At 69.4% G+C, this 19,359-nt stretch carries 19 protein-coding genes and 1 tRNA gene; 11 read left to right on the forward strand and 9 right to left on the reverse strand.

The window, feature by feature from the left end; translation table 11 throughout:
- Positions 1–76 precede the first annotated feature (76 nt).
- Positions 77–1,468 carry a glutamate decarboxylase gene (locus ACFSVL_RS13850; protein WP_378304057.1) on the forward strand — a complete coding sequence of 464 codons (1,392 nt, stop codon included), beginning with the start codon at positions 77–79 and terminating at the stop codon, positions 1,466–1,468.
- Positions 1,469–1,489: 21 nt separating this feature from the next.
- Complete coding sequence (locus tag ACFSVL_RS13855) at positions 1,490–2,116, forward strand: TIGR03085 family metal-binding protein (RefSeq protein ID WP_378304059.1); 627 nt, start codon at positions 1,490–1,492, stop codon at positions 2,114–2,116.
- Positions 2,117–2,155: 39 nt separating this feature from the next.
- On the opposite strand, the gene ACFSVL_RS13860 is transcribed toward ACFSVL_RS13855, so the two are convergent.
- On the reverse strand, positions 2,156–4,003 hold the full coding sequence (locus ACFSVL_RS13860) for a S9 family peptidase (protein WP_378304061.1): 1,848 nt from the start codon (positions 4,001–4,003) through the stop codon (positions 2,156–2,158).
- A gap of 39 nt (positions 4,004–4,042) precedes the next feature.
- Here ACFSVL_RS13860 and ACFSVL_RS13865 point away from each other — a divergent pair, with 39 nt between their 5' ends.
- Positions 4,043–4,786: a methyltransferase domain-containing protein gene (locus ACFSVL_RS13865; RefSeq protein ID WP_378304063.1), complete on the forward strand. Its 744-nt coding sequence runs from the start codon at positions 4,043–4,045 to the stop codon at positions 4,784–4,786.
- Between the two features lie 212 nt (positions 4,787–4,998).
- Here ACFSVL_RS13865 and ACFSVL_RS13870 read toward each other — a convergent pair.
- The 3 genes from ACFSVL_RS13870 to ACFSVL_RS13880 all read right to left on the reverse strand — a co-directional run bounded on the left by ACFSVL_RS13870 (position 4,999) and on the right by ACFSVL_RS13880 (position 8,569).
- Positions 4,999–5,072 (reverse strand) — tRNA-Pro (locus tag ACFSVL_RS13870).
- Between the two features lie 29 nt (positions 5,073–5,101).
- Positions 5,102–6,019, reverse strand: a complete 918-nt coding sequence (locus ACFSVL_RS13875) for a metallophosphoesterase (protein ID WP_449224378.1) — start codon at positions 6,017–6,019, stop codon at positions 5,102–5,104.
- Positions 6,020–6,415: 396 nt separating this feature from the next.
- Positions 6,416–8,569: a transglycosylase domain-containing protein gene (locus ACFSVL_RS13880; protein ID WP_378304066.1), complete on the reverse strand. Its 2,154-nt coding sequence runs from the start codon at positions 8,567–8,569 to the stop codon at positions 6,416–6,418.
- Positions 8,570–8,905: 336 nt separating this feature from the next.
- Here ACFSVL_RS13880 and ACFSVL_RS13885 point away from each other — a divergent pair, with 336 nt between their 5' ends.
- Positions 8,906–9,199, forward strand: a complete 294-nt coding sequence (locus ACFSVL_RS13885; RefSeq protein WP_020664154.1) for a WhiB family transcriptional regulator — start codon at positions 8,906–8,908, stop codon at positions 9,197–9,199.
- Positions 9,200–9,245: 46 nt separating this feature from the next.
- Here ACFSVL_RS13885 and ACFSVL_RS13890 read toward each other — a convergent pair whose 3' ends face one another.
- The 3 genes from ACFSVL_RS13890 to ACFSVL_RS13900 are packed head-to-tail and all read right to left on the reverse strand — an operon-like array spanning position 9,246 to position 11,639.
- A complete protein-coding gene (locus ACFSVL_RS13890; RefSeq protein ID WP_378304068.1) occupies positions 9,246–10,364 on the reverse strand; it encodes an ArsA family ATPase in 1,119 nt (372 codons plus the stop codon).
- Positions 10,364–11,368 carry an ArsA-related P-loop ATPase gene (locus ACFSVL_RS13895; protein WP_378304070.1) on the reverse strand — a complete coding sequence of 335 codons (1,005 nt, stop codon included), beginning with the start codon at positions 11,366–11,368 and terminating at the stop codon, positions 10,364–10,366. Before ACFSVL_RS13895 ends, ACFSVL_RS13890 begins: the two co-directional genes overlap by 1 nt.
- A gap of 22 nt (positions 11,369–11,390) precedes the next feature.
- Positions 11,391–11,639, reverse strand: coding sequence for a hypothetical protein (locus ACFSVL_RS13900; RefSeq protein ID WP_378304072.1), 249 nt, complete (start codon positions 11,637–11,639; stop codon positions 11,391–11,393).
- A 141-nt stretch (positions 11,640–11,780) separates the two neighbouring features.
- Here ACFSVL_RS13900 and ACFSVL_RS13905 point away from each other — a divergent pair, with 141 nt between their 5' ends.
- The 7 genes from ACFSVL_RS13905 to ACFSVL_RS13935 all read left to right on the forward strand — a co-directional run bounded on the left by ACFSVL_RS13905 (position 11,781) and on the right by ACFSVL_RS13935 (position 16,236).
- On the forward strand, positions 11,781–11,942 hold the full coding sequence (locus ACFSVL_RS13905; RefSeq protein WP_020664158.1) for a DUF4177 domain-containing protein: 162 nt from the start codon (positions 11,781–11,783) through the stop codon (positions 11,940–11,942).
- 10 nt (positions 11,943–11,952) lie between these two features.
- Positions 11,953–12,408, forward strand: coding sequence for a RidA family protein (locus tag ACFSVL_RS13910; RefSeq protein WP_116205785.1), 456 nt, complete (start codon positions 11,953–11,955; stop codon positions 12,406–12,408).
- Positions 12,408–13,037, forward strand: a complete 630-nt coding sequence (locus ACFSVL_RS13915; protein ID WP_037808399.1) for a hypothetical protein — start codon at positions 12,408–12,410, stop codon at positions 13,035–13,037. The genes ACFSVL_RS13910 and ACFSVL_RS13915 overlap by 1 nt, the downstream gene beginning before the upstream one ends.
- Before the next feature lie 38 nt (positions 13,038–13,075).
- Positions 13,076–14,260 carry a hypothetical protein gene (locus tag ACFSVL_RS13920; RefSeq protein WP_378304075.1) on the forward strand — a complete coding sequence of 395 codons (1,185 nt, stop codon included), beginning with the start codon at positions 13,076–13,078 and terminating at the stop codon, positions 14,258–14,260.
- A 123-nt stretch (positions 14,261–14,383) separates the two neighbouring features.
- The gene (locus tag ACFSVL_RS13925; protein ID WP_378304076.1) at positions 14,384–15,208 is read left to right on the forward strand and encodes an NUDIX hydrolase; all 825 of its coding nucleotides are present in this window, start codon (positions 14,384–14,386) and stop codon (positions 15,206–15,208) included.
- On the forward strand, positions 15,209–15,985 hold the full coding sequence (locus ACFSVL_RS13930) for an MBL fold metallo-hydrolase (protein WP_378304078.1): 777 nt from the start codon (positions 15,209–15,211) through the stop codon (positions 15,983–15,985).
- Positions 15,982–16,236 carry a glutaredoxin domain-containing protein gene (locus ACFSVL_RS13935; protein ID WP_378304079.1) on the forward strand — a complete coding sequence of 85 codons (255 nt, stop codon included), beginning with the start codon at positions 15,982–15,984 and terminating at the stop codon, positions 16,234–16,236. Before ACFSVL_RS13930 ends, ACFSVL_RS13935 begins: the two co-directional genes overlap by 4 nt.
- Positions 16,237–16,731: 495 nt before the next feature.
- Here the strand turns inward: ACFSVL_RS13935 and dnaN are convergent, their stop codons facing one another.
- Together dnaN and ACFSVL_RS13945 are read right to left on the reverse strand one after the other, a co-directional pair.
- Positions 16,732–17,805, reverse strand: coding sequence for a DNA polymerase III subunit beta (gene dnaN / locus ACFSVL_RS13940; protein WP_378304081.1), 1,074 nt, complete (start codon positions 17,803–17,805; stop codon positions 16,732–16,734).
- Between the two features lie 202 nt (positions 17,806–18,007).
- A complete protein-coding gene (locus ACFSVL_RS13945; RefSeq protein WP_378304083.1) occupies positions 18,008–19,267 on the reverse strand; it encodes an MFS transporter in 1,260 nt (419 codons plus the stop codon).
- Between the last annotated feature and the right edge of the window lie 92 nt (positions 19,268–19,359).

Here is a 19,359-nt window from a genome sequence, read left to right on the forward strand (position 1 = left end):
TCCGGAGAAAAGCCGTCCGCCCTTGTCGCGGGCGGCTTTCCCGCATCCGGAGGCCGGCGCGGGTAGGTTCGCAGCCATGGTGCTGCATCAGGGGAAACAAGATCGGGCAGACCGGAAGACCGGCACGAATCCGTTGTACGCCGGGAGCAATCCGGCGCTCGCCGCGGACTTCACCATGCCGCGCGACCGGCTCCGGGACGATTCGCTGCCGCCGGACACCGCGCTGCAGCTGGTGCGCGACGAGCTGATGCTCGACGGCAACGCGCGGCTCAACCTCGCCACGTTCGTCACGACGTGGATGGAACCGCAGGCGCGCGAGCTGATGGCCGAATGCGTCGACAAGAACATGATCGACAAGGACGAGTATCCGCAGACCGCCGAACTCGAACGGCGCTGTGTCAACATTCTCGCCGATCTGTGGCACGCGCCCGATCCGACCGACATCATGGGCTGCTCGACCACGGGATCGTCCGAGGCCTGCATGCTCGCCGGCATGGCGTTGAAGCGGCGCTGGGCGAAGCTGGGCCGCACCGGGAAGCCGAACCTGGTGATGGGCATCAATGTCCAGGTGTGCTGGGAAAAATTCTGCGAATACTGGGAAGTCGAGCCGCGCCTGGTGCCGATGGAGGGCGATCGGTATCACCTGTCGGCGGAAGAAGCGGTGAAGCTCTGCGACGAGAACACCATCGGCGTCGTCGCGATCCTCGGGTCCACCTTCGACGGTAGCTACGAGCCGGTCGCCGAGGTCGCGGCCGCCCTCGACGCGCTTCAGGAGCGGACCGGCTGGGACATCCCCGTGCACGTCGACGGCGCGTCCGGCGCGATGATCGCCCCGTTCCTCGACGAGGACCTGGAGTGGGACTTCCGGCTGCCGCGCGTCGCGTCGATCAACACTTCCGGGCACAAATACGGCCTCGTCTACCCCGGCGTCGGCTGGGTCGTCTGGCGCGATAAGGCAGCGCTGCCGGAAGAGCTGGTCTTCAACGTCAACTACCTAGGCGGCGATATGCCGACCTTCGCACTCAACTTCTCCCGCCCTGGCTCGGAAGTCGCCGCGCAGTACTACACCTTCGTCCGGCTGGGCCGCGAAGGTTTCCGTGCGGTGCAACAAGCTTCGCGCGACGTGGCGATGTATCTGGCCGACGAGATCTCGAAGCTGGGGCCATTCGAACTGCTCACCCACGGCGACCAGCTGCCGGTGTTCGCCTTCACCACCGGCTCGGACGTCACCGCGTTCGACGTCTTCGACGTTTCCCGCCGCCTCCGCGAACGCGGCTGGCTCGTGCCCGCGTACACGTTCCCGGACAACCGCACCGACCTGGCGGTTCTGCGCGTCGTCGTCCGCAACGGCTTCACCCACGACCTGGCGGACCTGCTGCTCGGCGACCTGAAGCGCGTGCTGCCGGAGCTGAGCCGCCAGCCGTCCCCGCAGCACGATCCCGCCACATCGACCGGCTTCCATCACTAACTGGCGAGTAACCTGGCTGGTATGGGCCTAGCCAAGGATGAACGCCAAGCGCTGAGCGACCTCTTCGAGCAGCTCGGCCCGGACGCCCCGACGCTGTGCGAAGGCTGGCAGACGCGGGACCTGGCCGCGCACCTGGTCGTACGGGAACACCGGCCGGACGCGATGCCCGGGATCGTGGTGCCCGCGCTGGCCGGCCACACGCAGAAGGTGCAGGACGGCGTCGCGGCGCGCCCGTGGGACGACCTGGTCGCCCAGGTGCGCCGAGGCCCGTCCCGCTTCTGGCCGACCTCGATCGGCCCGGTGGACGAGGCGACGAACAGTGCTGAGTTCTTGGTGCACCACGAGGATGTCCGTCGGGCACAACCGGAGTGGACCCCACGCCCACCCGACCCTTCGCGAGACAGCGCGGCCTGGCGGCTGGCCACCCGGACGGCGAAGCTGAACCTGCGCAAGTCACCGGTCGGGGTGGTCCTGCGGACCCCGGACGGCCAGTCGGCTTCGGTGAAGTCCGGGGCTCCAGTGGTGACTGTGGTGGGCGAGCCGGTGGAACTACTGCTGTTCGTCTTTGGGCGGGATGCGGTGCAGGTGTCTTACGAGGGTGACGATGCCGCGGTGGAGCGGTTGAAGGGCGCTAAGCGCGGGCTGTGAGGCCGGGCCGCCCAGGAAACCCCTGGACAGCCCGAACCCTCAGCGCATCCCCAGCGCCCGCAAGGCGAAGTACACCTCGATGGACGTCTGCTTGATCGTCTCCGCGATCACCAGCGATCCGTGCCCCGCGTCGTAGCGGTAGAACTCGTGGGGCGCGTCGCGCTTGGCGAGGCGGTCCAGGTAGTTCTCGATCTGCCGGATCGGGCAGCGGGGGTCGTTGTCGCCGGCCAGGATCAGCACCGGCGCGGCCACCGCGTCCACGTACGTCAGCGGCGAGCATTCGCGGTACACCGCCGGCACGTCTTCCGGGGCGCCGCCGAACAACGCGCGGTCGAACGAGCGCAACTGCTCCATCTCGTCCTCGTAGGCGGCCACATAGTCGGCCACCGGCACGCCCGCGACTCCGGCCGCCCATCGCGTCGGCTGGGTGCCCAGTGCCAGCAGGGTCAAGTATCCGCCCCACGAAGCGCCGTTCACCACGCACTTGTCCTTATCGGACAGTCCACTTTCGACAGCCCAGTCGTGCACCGCCGCGACGTCCTCCAGTTCGGTCAGGCCCGGGCGGCCTTCGATGGCGTCCCGCCAGGCCGAGCCGTAACCGGTGGAGCCGCGGTAGTTCACCTCGACCACGGCGAATCCGGCGTCCAGCCAGGTCGCACGGTAGGCGGAGAAGCGGTCCTCGTCGGCCGCGTGCGGGCCGCCGTGCAGTGAGAACACCGTGGGCAGCGGGCCTTCGGGGGCGTCTGCCGGGCGGGAAACCAGCGCGTGGATCCGGCCGCCGATGCCTTCCACGAACGCGTCGGTGACCGGTGCCGAACCCGGTGCGCGCTCGCCCGGAGGCGTCAGCAGTACGGCGTCAGTGCCGTCGGTCGCGCGGGCGCGGACCGCGGCTGGTTCCGCGGCGCTGGACCACGAGTACTCGATGGTCCCGTCCGGTCGCACGCCCGCGCCGCCGATCCGGCCAGCCGGAGTGTCCACTGCGGACAGTTCGCCGGTGTCAAGGTCGTAGCGGTACAACGAACTGCGCGCCTCGTGGAAGTGCACGACCAGCAACGCGCGCGCGTCCGGATACCAGTCCGCGACGACCTCGCCGGGCAGATCGATTCGCAGTTCGGTTTCGGTGTCCGCCCGCACGTCCCACACGAGCAGTTCCTCACGACCGCGGCGTTCGTGCAGGACCAGCACACGCTGGTCGCCGGGCAGCGGCGAGAACTCCAGTGCCTGCAAGCCTTTTCCTTCGCCGTCCCACTTCTCGGCGACGGTGGCGAACCCGTCGGTGGACAGCACCCGCAACGCCGGATGCCGCGAATCCCCATGCTCGGAATGGGAAATGGCGAGCAGGCTTTCGTCGCGGGACATCGACGCGATTCCAGCGTCGTCCGCGTGCTGATAAAAACGTTCGGTAACGCCGTCGATTTTCGCGAAAAGCTCGCTGCCGTCATCGGTGGAGACGCCGGCCGCGATCACGCGGTTGCCGATCTCCAGCCCGGCCGGATATCCGTCGTGAATATCGGGCAGGGCCTTGACGGCGGCGGAACTGTCGCCGTTGAACGGCTGGCTGCGCCAAGACCCGAATTCGTCGCCGTCGGTGTCGTCGAACCACCAGATGGCCGTCCCGTCGGGGGCGGGGGTCGCGTGCAGGGTGCCGTTGGGCCGGTTGGTGACGCGCCGGTGACTGTCGGTGGCCCGGTCCCACGCGTAAACCTCCCATACGCCACTGGCGTTGGAGACGTACACGTTGGCGTCGGGCGCGTCGCGGGCCCACTCGGGCACCGAGATGCGCGGCGCGTGGAACCGCGCCAGCCAGCGCTTTTCGGTTTCGGCGTCGTCGAACAGGCGGTCCGGGACCACCGCGGGCGGATTTTGGTTGCCTGACTGCGTGCTCACCCCTCGATCCTGCCACCTCTCACCCGTACTCTGTGCGGGGTGCTGGAGGGTTACGCGCCGGGCTATGCCCACGACGCGCTGTCAATGATGAACACGCGCACAGCGAGTGACCGCGCCGCGTTCGCCCAACCGCTCTTCACCCCCGGCGCAAGAGTCCTGGACCTAGGCTGCGGCCAAGGCTCCATCACCACCGCCTTAGCCCCCGCCTGCCACGTAATAGGCATAGACATCCACCACCCATTACTCCCGGCCGCATCCACAGTGGACTACGTCAACGCATCCGCCTACGCCCTCCCTTTCGCGGCGGCGTCAGTGGATATTGTTTTTTCGCACGCACTCTTCGAGCACCTGGCAAACCCGCTAGCAGCCTTGGCCGAAATTCGACGAGTACTCCGCCCCGGCGGGCACTTGGCTCTATCCACCTCGGATTGGAGCCGGGCGAAAATCCGCCCCAGAACCGCAAACGTAGACGCCGCCCTGCGCGGCCACTACCTGTTACGCCGCCGCCACGGCGGCGACCCCTTCTGCGGCCGCACCATAGCCGCCAAACTAGCCACCGCGGGCTTCACCAACATCACCGAACGCTCGCGCTACCGGGAAGACCTGACCTACCGAGCCTTGGCAACCTACGTAGAAGCCCGCCTAGCCGCAGCCCTAGCCGAACCCCCGGCCAAAGACCACGACCAACTAACGTCCGCCGCCCGCTCCGCCTGGTCCTGGACCCGCACCACCGCAATCGGTGACTTCCACCAATGCTGGCAAGAACTAACCGCCACCCGCTAACCCGGTAGGGGTCGTGAGTGCTAATCCCGGTTCTAACCGGCATAGACACTCACGAGGGCCAACCACCCCGAGAACCGCACCCGACGCACCTTCGGGGGTCCAGGGGGCGTGCCCCCTGGCGGGGGTCTGGGGGTCCGACCCCCAGAGGGCACAACGTAGTGAGGGCCTTGTGTCTGCGCTTTCTGCAGACACAAGGCCCTCACACTCACCAGTCGGGGTGGCGGGATTTGAACCCACGACCTCCTCGACCCGAACGAGGCACGCTACCAAGCTGCGCCACACCCCGAGGTACTGCTTAGCGGGTCGAGAGTAAGTCTAGCGGACGGGTTTCGCGGCTTTACGCGGGGCTGGTTTGCGAGGGTCGGACGCCCCGGAACCACGCGGGACCAGCGTCAACAGGCTCGCTTCCGGCGGGCAGGCGAAGCGGGCGGGGGCGTACGGGGAGGTGCCGAGTCCGGCGGAGACGTGCAGCCACATGCGGGCTCCCCAGCGGGAGGCGCCGCGGGCGCGGCTGCGGTCGAGTTCGCAGTTGGTGATGATCGCGCCGTAGCCGGGGATGCGAAGCTGGCCGCCGTGGGTGTGGCCGGCGAGGACGAGGTCGTAACCGTCGGTGGCGAAGGTGTCGAGGACGCGCGGTTCCGGCGAGTGCGTGACGCCGAGGCGGACGGCCGCGGTGGTGTCGGCGGGTCCGGCGATGTCGGAGTAGCGGTCGCGGTGCAGGTGCGGGTCGTCGACTCCGGCGGCGAAGACGGCGCGGCCGCCGACGTCGACGGTGCGGCGGACGTGTGTGAGGTCGACCCAGCCGTGTTCGACGAAGGCGGCGCGGAGGTCGCGCCAGGGCAGTTGGGTGCCGTGGATGCGCTTCTTTTTGCCGCGGGGCATGAGGTAGCGCGCGGGGTTCTTGGGCTTGGGCGCGTAGTAGTCGTTGCTGCCGAAGACGAACAGCCCCGGCCGGTCCAGCAGGGGCCCGAGCGCGCGGAGCACGGACGGGACCGCGGTGCGGTGGGAGAGGTTGTCGCCGGTGTTGACGACGAGGTCCGGGTTGAGTTCGTCGAGCGCGGCGACCCACCGTTGTTTGGCCTGGTGGCCGGGGAGCATGTGCAGGTCGGAGACGTGCAGGATGGTGAACGGCCGGGTGCCGGGCGCGAGCACGGGCAGCTCGGCGGTCCGCAGCGTCCAGCGGCGTCGTTCGATTCCGACGGCGTAACCGAGGGTGGCGGCCCCGAGGGCGATGGTCCCTACGGCAAACCGCTTCGCGGTGCCCCCGGGCGGATTGGCGTTACCGAGCGTGCTCACATGTTCGAGGATACGTGTTCGATCGGGTCGTCCGCTGTGGCCGGTGACGCTTGGCGCAGGGGGAAGGTCTCACCGGCGTCTTCTCGACAGCCCAACACCGGGCGTCGTTGAATCGAAGGGGACTAGTCCGACGGAGATGCGGAGCCCGGCGGTGGCAATCGCGTTTCTCTTTTGCTGGCGGTGCTGGCGGCGTTCCCGTGGCGCCGGAGGATGGAACCCTGGGCGCTGAGCGCGATCGTGCGGCTTTTCCGGATAGCGCGCAAAGGATGACACTGAGCCCGGACAAGCGAAACGGGGCGGGAGATCGCGTCTCCCGCCCCGTTTTCCCCGGATTCAGTTGGTGTACGCCGGATCCTCCGGCGGCAGCGGGGCGACCGGCTGGTCCTTCATGATGTTCGTCATCGCACCGAACCACGTCTGCGCGGGCGTCTTGCCACCGAACATGTTGCCCGTGCCGCAGGTGTACACGTTGCCGACGCCGCCGTAACAGAGACCGCCGTTCCCGCCTTCCGGACGGAACACCATGGCCGCACCGGCCATCTGCGGCGTACCGGCCACGAAGGTCGCCGAACCGTTGTTCTGGGTCGTGCCCGTCTTGCCGACGAGCGGACGGTTCCAGCCGACCGCTCCGGCCGCGGCGGAGGACGTGCCGCCGGGCTGGTCGTCCTTGCTCATGCCGACCGCCATCGTGTTCGCGAGGCCTTCCGGCACGACCTGCTCGCACGGGGCTTCCTTGATCGGCACCGGTTTGCCGTCGCGGTCGGTCACCCCCGCCAGCGGCGTCGGCGGGCACCATTTGCCGCCGCTCAGGATGGTCGCGGCGACGTTCGCCAGTTCCAGGCCGCTCGTCGGGCTGAAGCCCAGGGTGAACGCACCCGTGCCGGGATAGTTCGGCTTGGGGCCGTAAGCCTGTGCCTGGCTCTGGTTCTTGCCCGATTCGTTCGACTTCGGGTCGACGCGGCCGCCGCCGGGGTTGCTGGCCATGGTGTCGCGCATGCCGAGCTTGGTCGCCATGTCGATGCCGGGACCGGTGCTGCCGATCTTGTCCTCCAGCGCCACGAACGCGGTGTTCGGCGAGGTCGCCAGCGCCATCTGCAAAGTAAGCGACTCAGGGGAGGTTTTGCTGGCGTTGCCGACGCAGTACCAGCGAGAGTTCAGCGGCGGACCGGTCGGCGGACAGTGGTTGCCACCACCGGTGAAGACGTGCGACGTATAGCCGCTGCCGACCGGGATATTGCTGTAAATCCCGGCGACGTGCTGGTTCATCGCCGCCGCGGTGGTGAAGATCTTGTAGCTCGACCCCGCGCCGCCGGTGTTGAACACGCCGGACGGGAGCGCGTACGTCGTCTGTCCCTGATCCGCGTCGATGCCGTAGTCCCGGTTCGCCGCGAGCGCCACTACTTCATGCCGGTCCTTGCCGGGCCGGATCAGCGAAAGCGTGTTCGCGACGTTCTTCTGGGTTTTGCTCACCTGGGTTTCGGCCGAGGCCTTCGCCTCGTGGTTGGCCCGCTCGTCCAGCGTCGTCTTGATCGTGTACCCGCCGGTATAGAGCTGGTCCTCCGTCATCCCGGACTTGATCAAATAGTCCTCGACGTACTGGCAGAAGAACCCGTTCTCCGGGCCCGCGCCGGTGCAGTTCGCGGGCGGCTTCGTCGGGGTGTCCGGAACCACGCCGAGCGGCGAGGCCTTGAACTTCTCCGCGTCCGCCTTCGCCAGCTTCTGGTTGCTGACCATCCGGTCGAGCACCAGGTTGCGCCGCTTGGTCGCCTTGTCCGGGTGGTTCCACGGGTCGAAGACGATCGGGTTGTTCACGATGCCCGCGAGCAGCGCCGCCTGCGGCACGGTCAGGTTCTCCGGCGTGGTGTTGAAGTAGGCGTGCGCGGCCGCTCCGACCCCGTAGATCTGCCGGGAGAACTCGACGATGTTGAGGTAGCCCGCGAGGATCTGGTCCTTCGAGAGCTTGGTCTCGAGGTTGATCGCGATCCGGGCTTCCTTGAGCTTGCGCGACAGCGACTGCTCCTGCGCCTTCGCCTGCCCGTTCTTGTCGGTCCGGTAGACGACGTTGATCAGGTAGTTCTTCACGTACTGCTGCGTGATCGTCGAGGCGCCCTGGGTGTCCCCGCCCGCGGTGTTGGAGACGGCGGCGCGCAGCGTCCGGCCCCAGTTCACCCCGTGGTGCTCGTAGAACGCCTTGTCCTCGGCCGACAGCAGCGCCCACTTCAGCGCCGGGTTGATCTGGTCCGGGCGGACCGGGATCCGGTACTGCTTGTACAGCGTCGCGATCGGCTTGCCGCCGGAGTCGGTGACGGTCGTCACCAGCGGCGGCGGGATGTCGGCGAGGTCGGAAGACGTCTTGTCGACCGTTTCGCTCGCCTGGTTGGACACGACCCCCGCGGCGCCCACCACCGGGAACATGATCCCGGCGACCAGCACCCCCGCCAGCAGGCACAGGCCGATGAGCTTGAACAGACCATCCGTTTTGCGCACGAAAGCCAGGGTACTGAAGGCCCGTGCCGTCCCCGTGACCTCACGTCCGCGCGCCCCTCGGGCGATCATTAACGGGACCCCGTGTCGTGACCTCAGGTAACGGAATGCATGCTAGGTCTCGACGGAGGGAACCGAGGGACCCTACAGTCCGTCAACGTCTCACGTAGATGCCGACAGATGGAGCAGCCCAGGTGGGAGCCTGGCTGGTCCGGACAGCGGCAGCGGCACCGGGGAGGTGCCGTCACCGACGTGCGGCGCAGTGGGAAACGCTCGCGGGGGTGGGAGCGGGAGCTTCGCCTTCGCTGGTGCCATACACCAGATGAGGGAGCTGGGGGTATGCAAACCAATCAGGTTGGCTGGCGGGTCGACGCCTCGTGCCGGGACGCTGATCCCGACGGGTTGTTCGTGCGGGGCGCCGAACAGAACAGGGCGAAAGCCGTGTGCATGGGGTGCCCGGTGCGCACCGAGTGCCTCGCCGAGGCACTCGACGGCCGGATCAATTTCGGGGTCTGGGGCGGGATGACGGAACGGGAGCGGCGTGCCCTGCTGCGCCGTCGCCCGGACGTGACCAGCTGGACTGACCTGCTCGAAGCGGCCAAGCGAGACGCACTGGCCGCCGCGGCGGGCTGAAAACCTACTCGTGAGTGGCTGCGCCGGTTAGAACCGGCGCAGCCACTCACGACGTCAGCTTCACTCCGATGTCGCGCAGGCCCTCGAGGTCGTGCACGTCACCGGCGAGTGCGGGCACCCGGGTCAGCGGCACTTCCGGATGCGCGCGGGTGAAGCGCGCGAGCAGGCGGTTTTCGCGTTCGGCCAGCGCGACACGGTCGGCGTGCAGCCGCAGCACGGCCTCGGCCAGCGGCGCGTTCTGCACCGACTCGGCGGCGGTCAGCGCTTCGGTCGCGGACAGCGGCGCGAGCACCGGATGCGTGCGGTTGGCCACCAGACCGGCCAGCGGCATCGACTCGCCGGCCAGCCGCTCCACGAAGTAGGACGCCTCGCGCAGCGCGTCCGGCTCCGGTGCGGCCACCACCAGGAACGACGTGCCCGACGACCGCAGCAGCTCGGCGGTCTTGCGCGCGCGTTCGCGGAAACCGCCGAACATGCTGTCGAAGGCCTGCATGAACGCCGAGGCGTCGGCGAGCAACTGTCCGCCGATGATCGTCGACACGGCCTTCGCGAACATCGAGAACCCGGCGCTGACCACCTTGCGCAGGCCCCAGCCGCCCGCCTTCGCCGGTCCGGTGAGCAGCCGGATCATCCGGCCGTCGAGCGCGGTGGACAGCCGAGTCGGCGCGTCGAGGAAGTCGAGCGCGGACCGGCTCGGCGGCGTGTCGACGATGATCAGATCCCATTCGTCGGTCGCCGCGAGCTGGCCGAGCTTCTCCATCGCCATGTACTCCTGCGTGCCGGAGAACGACGTGGAAATGGTCTGGTAGAAGGGGTTTTGCAGCAGCTGCTCGGCCCGTTCCGGTCCGGCGTGCACGCGCACCATGTCGTCGAACGTGCGCCGCATGTCGAGCATCATCGCCCACAGTTCGCCCTTGGGCTCGAAGCCCTCGACCTGCACCTGCTTCGGATGATTGCCCAGTTCGCGCAGGCCGAGCGCCTGCGCGAGCCTGCGCGCCGGGTCGATCGTGAGCACCACGGTCTGCCTGCCGCGTTCGGCGGCCCGCAGCGCGAGCGCGGCCGCGGTGGTGGTCTTGCCGACGCCGCCGGAGCCGCAGCACACGATCACGCGGCTGGCCGGGTCGTCGAGGAGGGCGTCCACGTCGAGCGCCGTGTCGGCGGGCATCAGCGCACCCCCTGTTCCTGCAGCGTTTCGGCGAGTTCGTAGAGCGCGGCGACATCGACGCCGTCGGTGAGATCCGGCAGCTCCAGCGTCGGCAGATCGGCCTCGGCGAGCTGTTCGCGAGCCCGCTGCTCGGCGGCGACGCGGACGGCGTGCTCCACGGTTTCCTCCACGAGCGCGTCGAGCGTCGCCTCCGGCAGGTTCAGCCCAGCGGACGCGAGGCCGGAACGCACCCGGTCAGCGTCCACCCGGCCGTCGGCGGCCGCGGTCACCGAGCGCGCGGGCAGCCGCGGCGGCCGGACCCGGTTCACCAGCACCGCGCCCGGCCGCAGGTCGGCACCGTCCAGCTCGGCCACCGCCTCGACGGTCTCGCGCACCGGCATCTCCTCCAGCAGCGTGGTGAGGTGCACGGCGGTCTCGCCGGAGTGCAGCAGCCGCACGACGCCGTCGGCCTGGCCGCGGATCGGGCCGGTCTTGGCGAGGTCGGTCAGCGCCTTGGTGACGTCGAGGAACTTCACCACGCGTCCGGTCGGCGGGGCGTCGACCACGACCGCGTCGTACGTGTGGCGGCCGTCGGATTCGGTGCGCCCGACGCATTCCTTGATCTTCCCGGTGAGCAGGACGTCGCGCAGACCCGGCGCGAGCGTGGTGGCGAACTCGATCGCGCCCATCCGGCGCAGCGTCCGCCCGGCGAACCCGAGGTTGTAGAACATCTCGAAGTATTCGAGCAGCGCCGCTTCGACGTCGATGTGCAGCGCGCGCAGCTCGCCGCCCCCGGGGACCGACGCGATCCGCTGTTCCGCGTACGGCAGCGGTTCGGTGTCGAAGAGCTGCGCGATGCCCTGGCGGCCTTCGACCTCGATCAGCAGCACCCGGCGGCCGTCGCGGGCGAGCGCGAGACCCAGCGCCGCGGCGAGCGTGGTCTTGCCGGTTCCGCCCTTGCCAGTGACGAAATGCAGCCGGGCCCTGGCAAGCTCGTCGGTCCAGCCGGCGGAGGGTGTGGTCACATCCTCAACACTAAACCGGTGCTCAGCTGGCCAGCATCATGACGCTGACCGCAGCGGCGACCACCGCGACGACGATCCAGGTCACCAAGCCGGGCAGCACGGTCAGCGTGAGCACTGCCACCACGACCAGCACGGTGAGGGTGACCGCGCCCGCGATGACCACCTGGCCCGAATCGTTCACCCGGTCCCGCGTTTTGGCCATCACGGCCAGCACGAGCGGCAGGCCGGCCACGGCGAGCAGCACGGTCGCGACGATCCGCCAGGTCTCCACGTGCCCACGCTAGCGAGCGACGATCGGATGTGAAGTGGCCCACACTCACCGGGTGTGGCCAGGCGCTCCCCTGGACGGGTGACGGGCTTTCGGCGGCGGCGGTCCGGAGGGGCCTTGCCCGCTTGGTTACGCTCCCGAGTCATGAGTGCGACCAAATGGGAGTACGCCACCGTCCCGTTGCTGATCCACGCGACGAAGCAGATCCTCGACCAGTGGGGCGAGGACGGCTGGGAGCTGGTGACCGTGCTGCCCAACCCGAGCGGCGAACAGCACGTCGCGTACCTGAAGCGGCCGAAGAGCTGAGGGGGCGGCGTTGACCTGGAGCGACCGGCTCGCCGAACTCGGAATCGAACTGCCCGGAGTCGCCGCACCGCTGGCCGCGTACGTGCCGGCCGTGCGCACCGGCTCGCACGTCTATACCTCCGGCCAGCTGCCTTTCGTCGACGGCGCGCTCGCCGCGACCGGGAAGGTCGGCGGCGAGGTCAGCCCGGAGGAAGCCAAGGGCCACGCCCGCACGGCGACGCTGAACGCGCTGGCCGCGGTGCACGCCCTCGTCGGCATTGACTCTGTTGTCCGGATTGTCAAGGTGGTCGGGTTCGTCGCCTCCGCGGAGGGCTTCACCGGCCAGCCCGCGGTCGTGAACGGGGCGTCCGAGCTGCTCGGCGAGATCTTCGGCGACGCCGGGGTGCACGCGCGGTCGGCGGTCGGCGTCGCGGAGCTTCCGATCGCGTCGCCGGTGGAAGTCGAACTGATCGTGGAGGTGGAGTGATGGACCCCGACATCGAACAGTCCCTGCACGAACTGCTGCTGCGGCTCGCGGGCCGCACGCCGGACCAGCTGCTGTGGCGGTTCCGTGACTGGCTCGGCGAAGGCGCGATGGGGACGCTCGCGCGGACCCTGCCGAGGTCTTTGCTCAAGCACAGGATCGATTTGGACCAGGCGGAGTACCGCCTGCTCGTGGCCGGTCTGATCCCGCACGGCGCCGACTGGCACCAGGTGAGTTCCACCCTGGGGGTAGACGACGTCACCGAGACCAGGTACACATTCACGCAGAGTGCGCCCGAATGGGTGAACTCCGTCGACTCTGTGTCCGTCTTGCTCCACGCGACGTTGCGTGGACGCGCGGATGTGGGGGAAGTACGGCAGAGCTGGCGGCGCCTCGGCGCTTCCGGCGAGGGCGGGGCGAAGCGAGTCCTGCTGGTGACGGCGACCGCGGGACAGCCCCGGCTCACCGGTGAACTGCAGCGGGTGCTGCGGGTCATGGGGGACGAGGAGCCCAGCGTCGAGGTCATCCCGCCGCGCTTCGACCTTCCCGGGTACCACCGGGCCGCGCTCGCCGAGTCCGAGCTGGTCTGCGTAGGCGCCGCGGGCGCCGGTCATCGACTTGTCGCCGCTTAACGCTCGTTGCCGCCAGGCGAGCTGGGAGGAGCAGAGCCATGGTGGAGGTTCACGACGGCCCGATGGACGGGTTCTCGGTGCCCCTGCGCCTGCATAACTTGTTGCTGGCCCTGGCGGGCCGCATCGACGACAGCGCGCTCACCGAAGCGCGAGAACTGATCGCCAGGGCCCACATCGACGAGGCGGTGGAACTCACCACCGGCACGTTGATCGCGGGCCGGATCCCGGTGAGCGAGGCCGAACAGCGCGAGCTGGCGCTGGTGCTCGAGATGAGCCGCTCGGACGCGACCCTCGCGAACGACCTGCTGGTCGAGGACCACGAGCCGATGCACACGCACCGGTTCACGGGCGACAACCAGCCCGAGTTCGGTCTCGCCGAGGCACTCGACCGCACCCTGCAGGTGCTGCCGGACGTGCGTTCCGTGCACGCGGTGTGGCGCAACACCCCGGCGGGCAGCGTGCCGGGCGCGCTGCCGCAGCGGGTCGTGCTGGTCGAGCTGGGTCCCGAGGGCAATCCGCCCGCGGTCGCGTTCCGCGTCGACACCGCGCTGCGCCGGGCGGGCATCCGCTCGGTCGTCGAGGTGAGCGGCCCGGGGATCCCGCAGTCGGACTACCACCAGGCCGCGGGTGCCGTCGCGAGCCCGGTGTGGGTCACCGGCAGCACCCATTCGGCCCCGGACTACCGGCCGGAACCGACGCCGCAGCGCAGCGCCCCGGCGCCCGCTCCGGCTCCGGTGCCCGAGCCGGTGTCGGAAGCGCCGAGCAGGCACGGACACCGTCAGCCCGAACCGGAGCCGGTGGCCGCCGCCGAGCCGGTGGTGCCGGTCGCGCCCGTGGTGCCGATCGTGCAGGCCGTGCCCGCACAGCCGGTCGCGATGCCGGAGCCGGCTCCCGAGCCAGCCGCGACGGAGCGGCCGCGGACGGCCGGGTCGGAGACGCGCGCCGAGCGCACGTCGGACCTGACGCCGTCCGAGGTGGCGCAGCTGCGTCGCGCGCTGGCCGAGGATCCGGAGAAGGGCCGCGAGATCGCCGCGGGCAAGCCGAGCATGCACGAGGTGGTCGAGCTGCCCGCGCTGGACCTGGACGATCCGAGCCTGTCCGAACGCGACCGCGCGCTGCTGCGCGAGCTGCACGAGGAGCTGGCCGAGCGCGAGCGTGCCGAGGCGGCCCGGTTGCGGCTCAACGGCGCGTCCCGTTCCGGCGGGGACCAGCACTGGTCCTGAGCGTCTGTTTTGGTGCAGGGCCCCTTGCGGAGATCTCCGCAAGGGGCCCTGCACTGTTTTCCCGCGTCGCGAGGTGACACAAGTAATCCGCGACGCGTACGGATTGCGAGGTATGTTGCCCGGGTGGAACGGCCGCGTGAATTCGTTTTCGACATCCCCGCCCGTCCCGGCATCGCGATCCGGGACAACGCGGATGGCCCGCCGGCGACCCCGAAAGACGCCGCCACGGTGATCCTGCTGCGGGACACTTCGGACGGCGTGGAGGTCTTCCTCCAGCACCGGGTGATGGGCATGGCGTTCGCCGGCGGGATGACGGTGTTTCCCGGCGGCGGGGTGGATCCGCGCGACGCCGACGCGTCCGTGGCCTGGGCCGGGCCGCCGCCGTCGTGGTGGGCCGAGCAGTTCACCTGCGACGAAAGCCTCGCCCGCGCACTCGTGTGCGCCGCGGTGCGGGAGACCTTCGAGGAGTCCGGTGTGCTGCTGGCCGGGACTGAGGACGCGGTGGTCGCCGACGTCGCGCCGTATCACGAAGCGCGAAAAGCCTTGGAATCACGGGAAATCTCGCTCGCGGGCTTCCTCGCCGACGCCGGGCTCACCTTGCGCGCGGACCTGCTGCACCCGTACGCGCACTGGGTCACGCCGCCGCAGGAACAGCGTCGCTACGACACCCGGTTCTTCGTCGCGAAGCTCCCCGAAGGCCAGCGCGCGGACGGCGCGACGTCCGAAGCAGCTGCCGCCGGCTGGCAGCCACCCGCCGAGGCAGTCGCGGACGCGCGAGAAGGCCGTCGCACGCTGATGCCGCCGACCTGGCTGACCCTCGTCGAACTCGCCGAGTTCTCCGAGGCCGATGCGGTGCTCGCTGAGCCGCGCGAGATCGTTAAAACGGTGCCGACCCTTGTCCGGGACGGCGAGAACATCCGCGTTGTCCTCGATACTTCGGAGTCCTGAGTGACCGCTCCTGCTTATGGCGTGCTGCGCCGCGTTTCCGAGACCGCGTCGGTGCTGTTGGAGAACAACCCGTCCACGATGACGTTGGAGGGCACCAACACCTGGGTACTGCGCGCTGCCGACGCTGAGGCCTCGGTTGTCGTCGACCCCGGCTACCACGACCTGGACCACCTGGAGAAGCTCGCCGCGGTCGGCCCCGTCGAGCTGATCCTGCTGACGCACCACCACCCGGATCACGCCGAAGGCGCACCGTGGTTCGCATCCAAAACGGACGCCCCAGTACGAGCCTTCGACGCTTCCCTCTGCATCGGCGCCGACCCTTTCGCCGACGGGGACACCTTTACGGCGGGCGGCCTGGACTTCAGCGTCCTGCACACCCCCGGCCACACCGACGATTCGGTGTCGCTGCTGGTAGCAGGCCAAATCCTGACCGGAGACACCATCCTCGGCCGGGGCACCACGGTCCTGCACGACCTCGGCGACTACCTGCGCTCGCTGCGCAAACTGATCGCTCTCCCCGCTGGCACCCCCGGCCTGCCCGGCCACGGCCCGGAACTGCCCGATCTGCCCGCGACCGCCCGGGAGTACTTGGCGCATCGGGAACAGCGCCTGGATCAGGTGCGTTCCGCCTTGCGAACCCTCGGCGAAGACGCAACGCCGCGGCAGGTGGTGGAGGTCGTGTACGCCGACGTCGACCGCGCGCTGTGGGCTCCCGCCGAGGCGAGCGTGCGAGCGCAACTGGACTACCTACGGGCTTCTTCGGAGGACGGACAATGAGCAACGTCGAGGTCGAGTTCTACTGGCGACCAGGCTGCGGCTTCTGCTCGGCCCTGCGCAGGCCGCTGATGGACAGCGGCCTGCCGGTACGGGAAATCAACATCTGGGAAGAACCCGGAGCAGCCGAACGAGTCCGCGCGGTAGCGAACGGCAACGAGACGGTGCCGACGGTGATCATCGGATCGACCGCACTCGTCAACCCGACGTTCGACGAGGTCAAGGCCGCGGTGGCGGCGGAGACGGCTGCCTGAAGACGGCTTTTTGGCGCACTGGACGGCCCGGCGGCCGAGGTTGCCTCGGGCTTCGACGGCGCGGGTTCGTACCTCTCCGCGCGGGAGGGTTCCGACGGCATAGGCCTGTGCCGCTCCGCGCGAGACGGCTCCTGTGGCGCAGGCTCGCTCCGCGCGAGACGGCTCTTGCGGCGCAGGCTCGCTCCGCGCCCGGGCGGGCTCCACGGTGCAAGCCCATGCCGCTCTGCGGGCAGACAGCTCCAACGTCACCGGCCCGCGCTGCTCCGCGGGCAGGCTCGCTCCACCGCGCAACTCCTTGCCACTCCCCGGACGCGAGCGTCCGCGCACGACGCATGAAGGCGGCTAGCTCGTCGCCACACGCCCGCCTCGATAGGACCTCGCCTACCAGCTGACTCGGTCGAGACTTCAGCCCGACGAAGCCCGCCGTCGTGCGGCCGAACTGTGCCGTCTCCGATCCGCACCCAGCGCGGCGCGAACCGGACTGGCCGCAGCCGTTCAGCGAGGCAGCATCGGCATCAGGTAGTACCTCAATCCCACCTCCCGTCCGTCCTCGTCCGCGGGCGTCAGGACGCACGCTCGCAACCCCGGCTGGATCGCCAGCCGGACTCGTTCTCCGGAGAACGGGGCGAGTGCGTCCAGGAAGTACCGGGCCTGGAAGGACGGGGACGTCCGCCCGCCGCAAATGTTTGCCTTGAGGTGTTCTTCTGCTTCGCCGGTGTCTTGCCTCGCGCTGGCAAGGCGGACGTGCGCGTCGCCGACTTCCAGGGTCAGGACTCGGCGATCCTCGGAGTACACGCCGACTCGGCGTACGGCGGCGGCCAGTTCGTCGGCGCCTAACTCCACCTCGGTGTCGACCGCGTCGGATGGGATCGCGTCTGCGGAGAGGAAGCCCGCGTCCAGGACTGCGGTGGTGACGGTGCCGCCGGGCCAGCTCAGGGCGAAGTGGCTGGTGTCGGCGTGCAGTCCCATGGCACCGGAGCTGTGGCGGGCGGCTTCGGTTAGCAAGGTGGCTGGGACCAGGACGTCGATGGGTTCTCGGACCTCCCGTAGTGGCAAGCGGGCAACGGCCATTCGGTAGCGGTCCGAGGCGGTCAGGCGCAGCTCGTCGCCGATTGATTGCACGCGTACGCCGGTGAAGATCGGCAGCGGATCGTCCTTCGACGCGGTGCCGGCGACGGTGCGCAGGGCGGTACCTAGAGCTGTTCCGTCTACTTTGGACAGCAGGGGTGGCGGTTCGGGATCATGGTGCAGGTCGCGGTCGAGCAGGGGCAGGGCGAAGCGGGCATTGTCCGTTCGGATCGCGAGGCGGGTTCCTTCGACGGCTAGCCGGACCTGGTCGACGTCCAGCATGCGGACCGTTTCGGCGAAGGGGGCGGCTGGCACCACGACCTCGCCGTCGAGGTGTGTGGTCGCGGGGCAGGAGAACTGGACGGCCAGGTCGCGGTCGTTGCCGGACACCACGAGACCGTCCGCCCGTGCTCGCAATCGCAGCCGGGCTTGCCGCGACAGGAGGCGGGCCGCGGCGGTCGCGACCGCCGCTAGCGGCCGCACGAAGGAAGTGAGATCCATGCCACGCAACGTAGCGGCGGGCACCGACAAAAAACGCCACGGAAGCCGCTGAGCTGGGGAAATGTGGGGCTACGGGCGGTAGGCGGGGCAGTCGGCGCGGTTTCGTGAGGCAACCGCTTGGCTGGCAGCCCCAGCGAGGGCGTGATCGTCAACCGTGGGCGCGGAAGCCAGCACGGTTCCACGAAACAGCTCCGCGAACCGCTTACCTGGCAGCCCCAACAAGGGCCCCATCATCAACCGCAGGCGAAGCAGCCCGCACGGTCCCCCGCAGCAGCCACACCACAACAGCCATCGCGACCCCAGCCACCCCCGCAGCCAGGAAAGCCGCGCCGGTGCCGGAGTGTTCGACCAGGTACCCGCTCACCGACTGCCCAGCCGCCAGTCCCAGCGTGACCGCAGTCAGCACCCAGCCGAACGCCTCAGCCGCAGTGCCGCGCGGCGCGACAACCTCGATCGCCGCGGAATGCGTCGTCGACTGAGGCGTGATCATCGCTCCGGCCAGCAGCATCAGCAAAGCCAACGCCCACAGACTCGACGGAAGGGCAAGCAGTGCAACAAAAGCCCCGAAACCGCCCAGCAGGACCGGCAGGCGCAGGGCGAGCCGTCGCGGCCACGGGTGCAGGCTGTAGGCCACGCCGAACGCCACCGAACTCAACGACCAAGCGGACAACAGCAAACCGCTGAGCGAGGGGTGGCCGGATTCCGTTGCGGCGGCGGGAACGGCGACCTCCACGAACCCGATCACCATGCCGAAACCGAGTGCGGCCAACGCGAGCGTGCGCATCCCGGGGCTGGCGAGCGCGCCGAGCAAGGGCGTTTTCGACTTCGGTGCCGGACCCCACGCGCGCACGGTCGGGTTCAGCGCGAACAGCACCGCGCCGGTGACCATGGTGGCCGTGCCGATGACCATGCCGGTGCCCGGCCACGGCGCGGTGATCAGCAGGCCCGCGATGCCGGGGCCGAGGATGAAGAAGACCTCCATGCTGATCGCCTCGTAGGACAGCGCGGCGTTGCGCGCCGGTCCTTCCGGCAGGATTTTCGTCCACAGCGCTCGCGACGCGGAGCCGACCATCGGTTCCGCGAGGCCGGTCACGGCGGCCAGCGAGATCAGCACGTACGTCGGCAGGTGCGCCTCGATCGCGATCGCCAGCCCGGCCATCGACAGCGCGAGCACCGCGGCGGTGATCAGCAGCGGACGGCTGGGGCCGAACCGGTCGATGAGCCTGCCCTGCACGACCGCGCCCACCGAGACCCCGGCGAGCGAACTCGCCGAGACCAGCCCGGCCACGGCGAACGAACCCGTTTCGCGCTGCACGTAGAGCAGCGCGGAAATGCCGATCATCGCGATCGGGAGCCGGGCCAGGATCGACGCGATCGCCGGGCCGCGCGAGCCGGGGGCGGTCAGCGCGGCTCGGTAGTCGGCGAGCGTGGTGCGGCCTTCGGAGTGGGCAGACTGGGACACGCGTACGAGTATGGCGAAATTGGTACGGAGGTACCAGTAATTTTCCTGGTCATCTTGGTCACGCCCGATCGGGCCAGTCAGTACGCTCGCGC

This window comes from Amycolatopsis silviterrae, from assembly GCF_042684085.1.
In the GTDB taxonomy this organism is placed as follows: domain Bacteria; phylum Actinomycetota; class Actinomycetes; order Mycobacteriales; family Pseudonocardiaceae; genus Amycolatopsis; species Amycolatopsis silviterrae.

Coding starts and splice junctions, on each gene's coding strand:
- ACFSVL_RS13850 (WP_378304057.1), top strand. CDS start 77: ATGGTGCTGCATCAGGGGAAACAAGATCGGGCAGACCGGAAGACCGGC.
- ACFSVL_RS13855 (WP_378304059.1), top strand. CDS start 1,490: ATGGGCCTAGCCAAGGATGAACGCCAAGCGCTGAGCGACCTCTTCGAG.
- ACFSVL_RS13885 (WP_020664154.1), top strand. CDS start 8,906: ATGCAAACCAATCAGGTTGGCTGGCGGGTCGACGCCTCGTGCCGGGAC.
- ACFSVL_RS13890 (WP_378304068.1), bottom strand. CDS start 10,364: ATGCCCGCCGACACGGCGCTCGACGTGGACGCCCTCCTCGACGACCCG.
- ACFSVL_RS13905 (WP_020664158.1), top strand. CDS start 11,781: ATGAGTGCGACCAAATGGGAGTACGCCACCGTCCCGTTGCTGATCCAC.
- ACFSVL_RS13915 (WP_037808399.1), top strand. CDS start 12,408: ATGGACCCCGACATCGAACAGTCCCTGCACGAACTGCTGCTGCGGCTC.
- ACFSVL_RS13920 (WP_378304075.1), top strand. CDS start 13,076: ATGGTGGAGGTTCACGACGGCCCGATGGACGGGTTCTCGGTGCCCCTG.
- ACFSVL_RS13935 (WP_378304079.1), top strand. CDS start 15,982: ATGAGCAACGTCGAGGTCGAGTTCTACTGGCGACCAGGCTGCGGCTTC.
- dnaN (WP_378304081.1), bottom strand. CDS start 17,805: ATGGATCTCACTTCCTTCGTGCGGCCGCTAGCGGCGGTCGCGACCGCC.